Origin of the sequence: Kitasatospora cheerisanensis KCTC 2395 (assembly GCF_000696185.1) — a bacterium.
Taxonomy (GTDB): Bacteria; Actinomycetota; Actinomycetes; order Streptomycetales; family Streptomycetaceae; genus Kitasatospora; species Kitasatospora cheerisanensis.
Window position 1 is genome coordinate 1,667,175 of sequence record NZ_KK853997.1, and the last position, 10,025, is coordinate 1,677,199.

Here is a 10,025-nt window from a genome sequence, read left to right on the forward strand (position 1 = left end):
GGTGGCGGTCCGGCCGGACGGGGAGGCGTGGCCGGGGCTGGAGTTGGCGTCGGTCGACGCCTCGGCGCCCGGGGACGTCGGGGTGGTGGAGACGGCCGGGTTCCTGGTCCGGGCGGAGAACGATCTGCTGGCGGGTGCGGAGCTGTTCGGCCTGCGGACGGCGGCGCTGGACGGTGACCGGTTCCCGGGGATCAGCCGGAGCATGCCGTTGAAGGTGGCGCAGGCGAAGCAGGTGGCGATGGCGGAGTTCTCGGCGGAGGGCTTCGAGGCGGGGGCGGTGACGGCGGTGGCGATGGTCAGGGCGGCGGCGCTGGTGCGGGCGCGGCGGTTCCGGGTGCGGCGGGCGGCGGTCCGCTTCGACCGGCCGTTCGCGTTCCTGGCGGTGCACCGGGCGTCGGGTCTGGTGCTGATGGCGGGCTGGGTGGCGGAGCCGGCCGGACCGGAGTGAGGTGCCGGGGGCCGGCGGGTAGTACGGTCGGGGGACGTGGAGGGGTCGGCATCGCCGACCGGTGGTCAGTGGAGGTGGGCCGGTGTCCGGTGCGATCCAGTCGCTGTCGCGGGCGGCCGCGATCCTGCGCCTGTTGGCGGGCGGGGAGCGCCGGCTCGGCCTGTCGGAGGTGGCGACGGGGCTGGGCCTGGCGAAGGGCACGGCGCACGGCATCCTGCGCACGCTCCAGCAGGAGGGGTTCGTCGAGCAGGACCCGGACAGCGGCAAGTACCAGCTGGGCGCGGAGCTGCTGCGGCTCGGCCAGAGCTACCTGGACGTGCACGAGCTGCGGGCGCGGGCGCTGGTGTGGGCGGACGACCTGGCGCGGGCGGCCGGGGAGACGGTGTACCTGGGGGTGCTGCACCAGCGGGGGGTGCTGGTGGTGCACCACGTGTTCCGGCCGGACGATTCGCGGCAGGTGCTGGAGGTCGGTTCGATGCAGCCGCTGCACGCGACGGCGCTGGGCAAGGTGCTGCTGGCGTACGACCCGGTGGCGCGCGGCGAGTTGGGCGACGGGCCGTGGGAGGCGTTCACGCCGCGGACGGTGACGGAGCCGGCGGCGCTGGACGCGCAGTGCGCGCTGGTGCGCGAGCGGGGCTGGGCGGACGCGGTGGAGGAGACCTGGGAGGGCGTGGCCTCGGTGGCGGCGCTGATCCAGGACCGGCGGCGCAATCCGGTGGGCGCGGTGTGCGTGAGCGGCCCGGTGGAGACGGTGTGCGAGGGCGGCGCGGTGCGGCCGTCGCTGGTGGCGTCGGTGCGGACGGCGGCGCGGGCGATCTCGCGCGATCTCGGGGCGCACCGGTTCTGAGCGCGGGCGGGCGGCCGTGCGGGGGCGGGCGGGCCGCTGGGTGACCGGGTGGCGGCGGTGCGTGGCCGGCGGGGGCGGCGCGCGTCACAACGCCTTGACGTCGGGCGTCCGGCTGCGGTTGGCTTCCAAACGTCGGTCGACATTGTCGAACGACGGCTGGAGGGTCCGGGCGCGCCGCGCCGTCCGTGTGGTTTGCCGGGCCCGCGCGTACGGGGACTGACGAAGGGTCAGCCCCGCTCCCCCGTTGACCTCCTGAGCCGAGCCGATCCGAGCCGAGGAACCGTATGACTGCCAGCTACATCGCCGCGATCGACCAGGGCACCACGTCCAGCCGGTGCATCCTGTTCGGGGCGGACGGGCGGATCGTCGCCGTCGAGCAGCAGGAGCACGCGCAGATCTTTCCGCAGCCGGGCTGGGTGGAGCACGACGCGGCGGAGATCTGGACCCGGGTGCAGGCGGTGGTGCGCGGCGCGCTGGAGAAGGCGGGGCTGACCCGGGAGGACATCCGGGCGGTCGGCATCACCAACCAGCGCGAGACCACGGTGCTGTGGGACCGGCACACCGGCGAGCCGGTGCACCACGCGATCGTCTGGCAGGACACCCGCACCGAGGCGCTCTGCCGCGAGCTGGGCCGCAACGTCGGCCAGGACCGGTTCCGCCGGGAGACCGGGCTGCCGCTGGCCAGCTACTTCGCCGGGCCGAAGATCCGCTGGCTGCTGGACAACGTCGAGGGCCTGCGCGAGCGCGCCGAGGCCGGCGACATCCTGTTCGGCACCATGGACACCTGGGTGATCTGGAACCTGACCGGCGGCGTGGACGGCGGCCGGCACGTCACGGACGTCACCAACGCCTCCCGCACCCTGCTGATGAACCTGCACACGCTGGAGTGGGACGAGCGGATCGCCGAGTCGATCGGCGTGCCGATGGCGGTGCTGCCGGAGATCCGCTCCTCCGCCGAGGTGTACGGCGAGGCGGTCGGCGTGCTGGCGGGCGTGCCGGTGGCGGCGGCGCTCGGCGACCAGCAGGCGGCGCTGTTCGGGCAGACCTGCTTCGACGTGGGCGAGGCCAAGTCGACGTACGGCACCGGCACGTTCCTGCTGCTGAACACCGGCGAACGGATCGTCAACTCGTACCACGGGCTGCTCACCACGGTCGGCTACCGGATCGGCGACCGGCCGCCGGTGTACGCCCTGGAGGGGTCGATCGCGGTCACCGGTTCGCTGGTGCAGTGGCTGCGCGACCAGCTCGGCATCATTTCCACGGCGGCCGAGATCGAGACCCTGGCGGGCACCGTCGAGGACAACGGCGGCGCGTACTTCGTGCCCGCGTTCTCCGGCCTGTTCGCCCCGTACTGGCGCTCCGACGCGCGCGGCGTGATCACCGGCCTGACCAGGTACGTCACCAAGGGCCACCTGGCGCGGGCGGTGCTGGAGGCCACCGCCTGGCAGACCCGCGAGGTGGTGGACGCGATGCAGAAGGACTCCGGCGTGACGCTGACCGCGCTGAAGGTCGACGGCGGCATGACCTCCAACAACCTGCTGATGCAGAACATCGCGGACGTGCTGGACGTCCCCGTGGAGCGTCCGTACGTCGCCGAGACCACCGCCCTCGGCGCGGCCTACGCGGCGGGCCTCGCGGTCGGCTTCTGGGACGGGCTGGACACGCTGCGCGCCAACTGGCACCGCGCCGCCGAGTGGACGCCCCGGATGGACGACGCGACGCGCGAGCGCGAGCACCGCAACTGGCTGAAGGCGGTGGAGCGCACCATGGGCTGGATCGAGCAGGACGACGAGCAGCCGCAGCTCTGACGTCCCGTCAGAGGCACCATTCCCGATCGGAAGGAGACGCGGACCGGCCGCGTACCGGGCCCGCCGCACACACCATGGCTACCATCCCGACCCTGGGCGCCGAACGCGCCGCCGGCCGCGTCGCCTCCCGCGCCGCCACCCGTGAACTGCTCGGCCGGGCCCGCTACGACCTGCTGGTGATCGGCGGCGGCATCCTCGGCACCGCCACCGCCTGGACCGCCGCCCAGGCCGGGCTGAAGGTGGCCATGGTGGACGCCGGGGACTTCGCGAACGCCACCTCCTCCGCCTCCTCCAAGCTGGTCCACGGCGGGCTGCGCTACCTGCAGACCGGCGCGGTGAAGCTGGTCGCCGAGAACCACAAGGAGCGCCGGGCGCTGGCCACCGACGTGGCCCCGCACCTGGTCAACCCGCTGACCTTCTTCGTCCCCGTCTACGAGGGCGGCCCGCACTCGGCGCCCAAGCTCGGCGCGGGCGTGTTCCTGTACTCGGCGCTGTCGGCGTTCCGCGACGGCCTGGGCCGGGTGGTCTCCCCCGCCGCCGCGGCCCGCGCGGTGCCGGGGCTGCGCACCGAGGGCCTGCGGCGGGTCGCGGTGTACGGCGACCACCAGATGAACGACGCCCGGATGGCCGTGATGACGGTCCGGGCGGCGGTCGAGGCGGGCGCGGTGGTGCTCAACCACGCCGAGGTGACGGGCCTGCGCTTCACCCGCGGCCGGGTCACCGGCGCGGAGGTCCGCGACCGGCTGGACGGCGCCGAGTTCGGCGTCGACGCGCGCCTGGTGCTGAACGCCACCGGCCCGTGGGTGGACCACCTGCGGCGGATGGAGTTCCCGGGCGCCGAGCCGTCGATCCGGCTGTCGAAGGGCGCGCACGTGGTGCTGCGCCGGCAGGCGCCGTGGCGGGCCGCGCTGACCATCCCGATCGACCACTACCGGGTGTCCTTCGCCATTCCGTGGGAGGACCACGTCCTGCTGGGCACCACCGACGAGGAGTACACCGGCGACCCGCTGGACGTGCGGGCCACCGACGCCGACGTCGACCAGATCCTGTCCGAGGCCGGGCACGCCGTCCGCGACGAGCACCTGCGGCGCGAGGACATCACCTACGCCTTCGCGGGCCTGCGGGTGCTGCCGGGCGGGCCGGGCGGAACCTCCTCGGCCAAGCGGGAGACGGTGGTCACCGAGGGCCGGGCCGGGATGCTGTCGGTGGCGGGCGGCAAGTGGACCACCTACCGGCACATCGGCCGGGTGGTGCTGGAGAAGCTCAAGCACGCGCCGGGCGTGGGCCTGGCCGAGGACGTGTCGCCGATCCCGGCGACCGTGCCGCTGCCCGGCATCGGCGCCCCGCAGGCGGTCGCGCACCGCCTGCTGATGGACCGCGAGCCGGGCTCCCGGATGGACCCGCTGGTGGCCCGTCACCTGGCCACCCACTACGGCACGCTGTCCTTCCAGATCGCCCGGCTGATCGCCGAGCGCCCCGAACTGGGCGAGCGGGTGCACCCCGACGGCCCGGACGTGTGGGCGCAGGTGGTGTACGCGGCCGAGCAGGAGTGGGCGTACACGGTGGACGACGTGCTGCGGCGGCGCACCACGCTGACGGTGCGCGGGCTGGACACCGAGGAGGTCCGCAAGCGGACCGCGGAGCTGCTGGCGCGCTGACCCGTCCGCGGACGCGGCGACGCCCTCCGGGAGAGAAGCGGGAATCCGGAGGGCGTCGCGGTATCGGGGGGGGGCTGATCGGTCGTCAGATGATCAGGCTGAGCGGCAGGATCAGGGCGATCGCGACCACCGAGATCACCGTCTCCATCACCGACCAGGACTTCAGGGTCTGGCCGACGCTCATCCCGAAGTACTCCTTCACCAGCCAGAAGCCGGCGTCGTTGACGTGCGACAGGAACAGCGACCCGGCGCCGATGGCGAGCACCAGCAGCGCGGCGTGGGTGGTGGACATGTCGGCGGCCAGCGGGGCGACGATGCCCGCGGCGGTGATGGTGGCGACCGTGGCGGAGCCGGTGGCGAGGCGGATCAGCACGGCGATCAGCCAGCCGAGCAGCAGCGCGGAGACGTGCCACTTGCCGGACCACTCGCTGACCGCGTTGCCGACGCCGACGTCGATCAGGGTCTGCTTGAAGCCGCCGCCCGCACCGACGATGAACACGATGCCGGCGATCGGGCCGAGCGAGTTGCCGACCGTCGCGGAGATCCGCTCCTTGTCGAACCCGGCGGCCCTGCCCAGGGTGGCCATGGCCAGCAGGGTGGCGGCGAGCAGCGCGATCAGCGGCGAGCCGATGAAGTCGAAGAACCGCTGGACGGTGGCCTTCGGGTCGTCGATCACCACGTCGGCGAGGGCCTTGCCGAGCATCAGCACGACCGGCAGCAGGATGGTGGCGAGGACGGCGCCGAAGCGCGGGGTCTTCTCGTGCTTGACGGTCTCGGCCGGGGTGGTGTCGGCCGGGATCTCCAGCGGGCCGACCCAGCGCTGGGCGAACCGGGCGAACAGCGGGCCGGCGATGATCAGCGTGGGGACGGCGATCAGCAGGCCGAGCGCCAGGGTGACGCCGAGGTCGGCCTTGAGGGCGTCGACGGCGACCAGCGGGCCCGGGTGCGGGGGCACCAGTCCGTGCAGCACGGACAGGCCGGCCAGCGCGGGGATGCCGATCCGCATCAGCGGGACGTTGCCGCGGCGGGCGACCAGCAGCACGATCGGGATCAGCAGGACGACGCCGACCTCGAAGAACAGCGGCAGGCCGAGCACGGCGGCGATCAGCGCCATCGCCCAGGGCAGCATCTTCGGGCCGGTCCGGGCGAGCACCGTGTCGGCGATGATGTTGGCGCCGCCGGAGTCGGCGAGCAGCTTGCCGAGCATCGCGCCGAGGCCGATCAGCAGGCCGACCGAGGCGACGGTGGAGCCGAAGCCGGTGGAGAAGCTGCTGAGCAGTTTGTCGAAGGGCGCGCCGGCGACGGCGGCGAGCAGGCCCGAACCGAGGGTCAGCGCCAGGAACGGGTGCAGCTTGAACTTGGTGATCAGCAGCACGATCGCGCCGATGCTGAGCAGCACCGCGGCCAGCAGTTGGCCGTTGCTGGACGTGTGGGGGAGCGCCGGCGCGGCGGCGGCCAGCAGGGTGGGGGTCACGCGAGTCTCCATTGACGGGCCGTCACTGCCCGGGGGTCCGGTGGGCGGCGGCTGGTGTGACGGGGTGGGGACGTGTCAGTGCGACAGGTCGGCGACGGCCCGTTCGACGAGGGTGTCGGGGTCGGCGTCGACGTCCAGCACGGTTCCGCTCTCGTCCGCCTGGAGCGGTTCGAGGGTGGCGTACTGGGAGTCCAGCAGGGAGGGCGGCATGAAGTGCCCGGTGCGGTGCGCGATCCGGTCGCCGACCAGGTCGTGGCTGCCGGTCAGGTGCAGGAAGTACGCCTCGGGGCAGGCGTCCCGCAGGATGTCGCGGTAGCTGCGCTTGAGCGCGGAGCAGGTGACGACTCCGCCGGTGCCGGCCCCGGCCCGTTCGCCGAGCCAGGCGCCGAGGGCGCGCAGCCAGGGTTCGCGGTCCTGGTCGTCCAGCGGGATCCCGGCGCTCATCTTGGCGATGTTGGCGGCGGGGTGGAAGTCGTCGGCCTCGGCGTAGGGAAGGCCGAGGCGGTGGGCCAGCAGTCGGGCGACGGTGGTCTTTCCGACTCCGGAGACGCCCATCACCACGATGACGGGCGGCTGCTGGTTCTCGACGCTGAGAGCCATGGGTGGTGCTCCTGTCCTTGCCTGGTCACGGGCAAGGTAGACCCAAAGGTATGACTTATTCAAGCCACCGAAACCTAATCGTCATACTTATGTACGTCGTCGCAGGTGGGAGGCCTCCACCCCGCACCCGGTCCCGGCCCGGCCGTGACCTCGCCGATAGGCTGACCGAATGGAGATCCAGGGCCTGCCCGGCCGTCTGCTTGCCCACCTCGGTCCGGCGATCGCCTCCGGCGAGCTGCCCGCCGGCACCGTGCTGCGCGCCGAGGAGCTGGAGGCGCAGCACGGGGTGTCCCGCACGGTGGTGCGGGAGGCGGTGCGGATCCTGGAGTCGATGCGGATGGTCGAGCCGCGCCGCCGGGTCGGGATCACCGTCCGCCCACGCGGCGACTGGGACGTGTTCGATCCGCTGGTGATCCGCTGGCGGCTGGCCGGCGCCGGCCGCTCCGAGCAGCTGCGCTCGCTGGGCTCGCTGCGGGTCGCGGTGGAGCCGGCCGCGGCGGCGCTGGCCGCCCGGCACGCCAGCGACGACGACCGGCGGGAGCTCGGCGCACTGGCCGTCGAGCTGACCGTCACCGCCCGCGCGGCGGACCTGGAGTCCTTCCTCGCGCACGACATCGCCTTCCACGCCGCGGTGCTGCGGGCCTCCGGCAACGAGATGTTCGCGCACCTGAAGGACACCGTCGGCGCGGTGCTGACCGGCCGCACCGAGCACCACCTGATGCCGCACCGGCCGCGCGACTACGCGGTGCAGCTGCACCGGGAGGTCGCCGAGGCGATCTGCGCGGGCGACCCGGAGCTGGCGGAGCGGGCGATGCGGACCATCGTGGTCGGCGCGCTGGAGGAGCTGGACGCCACCCTGACGGACTGACCGCACTGACCGCAGCGGCTCCGGCGGGCCTCCCTCCCGGCCCTCCTGCCGGGGCCCTCTTGCCGGGCCGATTACGATCCTGGACAGGGGGGTTGACGGTCCGTCGGCACGACACGCCCGGTTTGAGTGGAATTCCACCTGGTGGCCGCATACCTTCACCCCTATTGGGGCAGCCTGGGGTCCGACAGGGGGTGGGCGATGGCGCGTCGTCGGCGCAGCCGGTTGCCGGACGAGGTGCGGGCCGCCGCGGTCCGCGCGGGCCTGGCGTTCGCGTTCACGGTGGTGACGGTGATCGTCGCCGTTCTCGCCTCCTGGTCGCACACCGCCCTGATCGTGCCCGCGCTGGCGATGATGGCGATGGGCGTCTTCGTCCTGGTGTGGTGCCTGATAGACGTGGTGGTCTCCCGCCAGGTCGCCGCGAGCCGCCGCCGCGCCCCCAATTCGCTGGGCCCGCTGGACGGTTCGCGTGAGCGCACCCGCCGGCGCGGGAGCGCCTCGCCGTACGGCGGCCAGCCGCAGCGGAGTTGACGGCCCGTCCGGTGGCGGATCCGGGCCCGGCCGGTCAGTGCTGCCGGTAGCGGCCGGGGGTGGTGCCGAAGGCGTGCCGGAACGCCTCGATGAACGCGCTCGGCGAGCGGAAGCCGCACGCCGCCGCGGTGGAGGTCACCGACCGGCCCCGGGCGAGCAGCACCAGGGCGTGCTGGAGCCGCAGTTGGGTGCGCCACTGCGGGAAGCCGAGGCCGAGCTCCCGGCGGAACAGCCGGCTCAGGGTGCGCTCCCCCGCGCCGACGGCGCGGCCGAGTTCGGCCAGCGACCGCCCGTCGGCGGGGTCGGCGGTGAGCAGCGCGGCGACGTCCCGCAGGCGCGGGTCGGTGGGCCGCGGCAGGCCGAGCGGGAGTTCGGGGGCGGGCGCGAGCTGGTCCAGGGCGGCCTGTTCGAGGGTCCGGGCGGGCCGTCCGGTGGGCGCGTCCGGGCCGGTCAGGTGCGCGACGATCTCGCGCAGCAGTGGCGTGACGGCCAGGACGGCGGGTGCGGTCAGCCCGAGCGGGTTCGTCGCCGCCGGGTAGACCAGGCACCTCAACTCGCTCGGCCCGTGCGCCCTGTGGGTGTGCGCGACCCCGGCGGGCAGCCACACCGCGCGGTGCGGCGGCACCACTCGGCGCCCGTGCGGCGTGCCGACCTCCAGCACGCCGAGGCCGGGCGTGATCAGCTGGTCGACGTCGTGCCAGTGCCAGTCGATGCGTGCGCGGTGCGCCAGCGGGTGGCGGCTGGGGCCGGTCTCCTTCTGGTGCGACGACGGCTGTGACGGCCGCGGCGGGTCGGCCGGAGCTTGGCGGGACGGCGATATGGGTTGGCAGAGTAGCGGAAGCCTGCCCCGGGGTGCGGCGGCCAGGCTGGTCCCATGACGACGCATCAGGCCGGCGTGTGGCGCCGGATGGGACTGTGGGGTGCGGCGCACGCCGTGGACGACCTGTACCAGGGCCTGGTGCCCGCGGTGGTGCCGTACTTCGTGCTGGAACGCGGCTACGGCTACGTCGCCGCGGGCGGGTTGACGCTCGCGGCGACCCTCGGCAGCGCGGTGCCGCAGCCGCTGGTCGGGCTGCTGGTGGACCGCCGGCCGCTGCCGTGGCTGGCCGCCGCCGGACTGGCCCTGGCCGGGCTCGGCGTCGGCCTGAGCGGACTCGCGGACGGCTACGCCCTGGTGTGGCTGCTGGTGCTGCTCTCCGGCCTCGGGGTCGCCGCGTTCCATCCGGCGGCCGGGCGGGCGGCGCGGGAGGCGGCGGGCGACAGTGCGGGCGCGATGAGCGTGTTCGCGGCGGGCGGCAGCGTCGGCTTCTTCCTCGCGCCGGTGCTGGCCACTCCGCTGCTCGCCGCGTGGGGCGTCCGGGCGACGGCGGTGTTCGTGCTCCCGGCGCTGGTGATGGCGGCGGTGCTGTTCCGGGCCCGGCGCCGCCGGTACGGCGCGGCGGCCGGTGCGGCGGCCGGGACCGGGCGGGACAGGTGGGGGCCGTTCCTGGTCCTGACCGGTGTGGAGGTCGTCCGCTCGGTCGCCTTCTTCGGGGTCAGCACCTTCGTCGAGCTGTACTGGCTGCGGCAGTTGGGCGCCTCCCAGCTGCTGGCGGGCGCGGCACTGACCTGCTTCCTGCTCGGCGGCGTGGCCGGCACCCTGGGCGGCGGCCGGCTGGCGGACCGGATCGGCATGGTGCGCACCGCGCAGTGGGGGACGGCGCTCACCGCCCCCGCGCTGGTCCTGCTCCGGGTGACGCCGGGTCAGTGGGCGCCGCTGGTGTTCGCGGCGCTGGCGGGCGCGATGCTCAACCT

The 10,025-nt window shown here is 74.2% G+C and carries 10 protein-coding genes; 7 read left to right on the forward strand and 3 right to left on the reverse strand.

From position 1 onward, the window contains the following. The 4 genes from KCH_RS07510 to KCH_RS07525 form a co-directional block, all read left to right on the forward strand. Window positions 1–448 (forward strand): serpin family protein (locus KCH_RS07510; RefSeq protein WP_167574012.1); only part of this gene is annotated, 448 nt, incomplete at its 5' end. A gap of 82 nt (window positions 449–530) precedes the next feature. Further along, window positions 531–1,295: an IclR family transcriptional regulator gene (locus KCH_RS07515; RefSeq protein WP_035860481.1), complete on the forward strand. Its 765-nt coding sequence runs from the start codon at window positions 531–533 to the stop codon at window positions 1,293–1,295. 284 nt (window positions 1,296–1,579) lie between these two features. Then, the gene (glpK, locus tag KCH_RS07520) at window positions 1,580–3,103 is read left to right on the forward strand and encodes a glycerol kinase GlpK (RefSeq protein WP_035860484.1); all 1,524 of its coding nucleotides are present in this window, start codon (window positions 1,580–1,582) and stop codon (window positions 3,101–3,103) included. A gap of 74 nt (window positions 3,104–3,177) precedes the next feature. Beyond that, window positions 3,178–4,761 (forward strand): glycerol-3-phosphate dehydrogenase/oxidase, encoded by a 1,584-nt coding sequence (locus KCH_RS07525; protein ID WP_035860488.1) that lies wholly within the window; start codon window positions 3,178–3,180, stop codon window positions 4,759–4,761. 85 nt (window positions 4,762–4,846) lie between these two features. On the opposite strand, the gene KCH_RS07530 is transcribed toward KCH_RS07525, so the two are convergent. Both KCH_RS07530 and KCH_RS07535 read right to left on the reverse strand, forming a co-directional pair. After that, window positions 4,847–6,247 (reverse strand): GntP family permease, encoded by a 1,401-nt coding sequence (locus KCH_RS07530; RefSeq protein ID WP_035860491.1) that lies wholly within the window; start codon window positions 6,245–6,247, stop codon window positions 4,847–4,849. A 63-nt stretch (window positions 6,248–6,310) separates the two neighbouring features. Next, window positions 6,311–6,835, reverse strand: a complete 525-nt coding sequence (locus KCH_RS07535) for a gluconokinase (RefSeq protein WP_051652853.1) — start codon at window positions 6,833–6,835, stop codon at window positions 6,311–6,313. A gap of 169 nt (window positions 6,836–7,004) precedes the next feature. On the opposite strand from KCH_RS07535, the gene KCH_RS07540 reads away from it, so the two are divergent. Together KCH_RS07540 and KCH_RS07545 are read left to right on the forward strand one after the other, a co-directional pair. Beyond that, the gene (locus KCH_RS07540; RefSeq protein ID WP_035860493.1) at window positions 7,005–7,703 is read left to right on the forward strand and encodes a FadR/GntR family transcriptional regulator; all 699 of its coding nucleotides are present in this window, start codon (window positions 7,005–7,007) and stop codon (window positions 7,701–7,703) included. A 198-nt stretch (window positions 7,704–7,901) separates the two neighbouring features. Further along, complete coding sequence (locus KCH_RS07545; RefSeq protein WP_157031940.1) at window positions 7,902–8,231, forward strand: hypothetical protein; 330 nt, start codon at window positions 7,902–7,904, stop codon at window positions 8,229–8,231. Between the two features lie 34 nt (window positions 8,232–8,265). Here the strand turns inward: KCH_RS07545 and KCH_RS07550 are convergent, their stop codons facing one another. Next, a complete protein-coding gene (locus KCH_RS07550) occupies window positions 8,266–9,117 on the reverse strand; it encodes a helix-turn-helix transcriptional regulator (protein WP_084223353.1) in 852 nt (283 codons plus the stop codon). Here KCH_RS07550 and KCH_RS07555 point away from each other — a divergent pair. Then, window positions 9,106–10,025: MFS transporter (locus KCH_RS07555; protein ID WP_035871033.1), on the forward strand; the 920-nt coding region annotated here is incomplete at its 3' end. The genes KCH_RS07550 and KCH_RS07555 overlap by 12 nt on opposite strands.

Coding starts and splice junctions, on each gene's coding strand:
- KCH_RS07540 (WP_035860493.1), top strand. CDS start 7,005: ATGGAGATCCAGGGCCTGCCCGGCCGTCTGCTTGCCCACCTCGGTCCG.
- KCH_RS07530 (WP_035860491.1), bottom strand. CDS start 6,247: ATGGAGACTCGCGTGACCCCCACCCTGCTGGCCGCCGCCGCGCCGGCG.
- glpK (WP_035860484.1), top strand. CDS start 1,580: ATGACTGCCAGCTACATCGCCGCGATCGACCAGGGCACCACGTCCAGC.
- KCH_RS07550 (WP_084223353.1), bottom strand. CDS start 9,117: ATGCGTCGTCATGGGACCAGCCTGGCCGCCGCACCCCGGGGCAGGCTT.
- KCH_RS07545 (WP_157031940.1), top strand. CDS start 7,902: ATGGCGCGTCGTCGGCGCAGCCGGTTGCCGGACGAGGTGCGGGCCGCC.
- KCH_RS07525 (WP_035860488.1), top strand. CDS start 3,178: ATGGCTACCATCCCGACCCTGGGCGCCGAACGCGCCGCCGGCCGCGTC.
- KCH_RS07535 (WP_051652853.1), bottom strand. CDS start 6,835: ATGGCTCTCAGCGTCGAGAACCAGCAGCCGCCCGTCATCGTGGTGATG.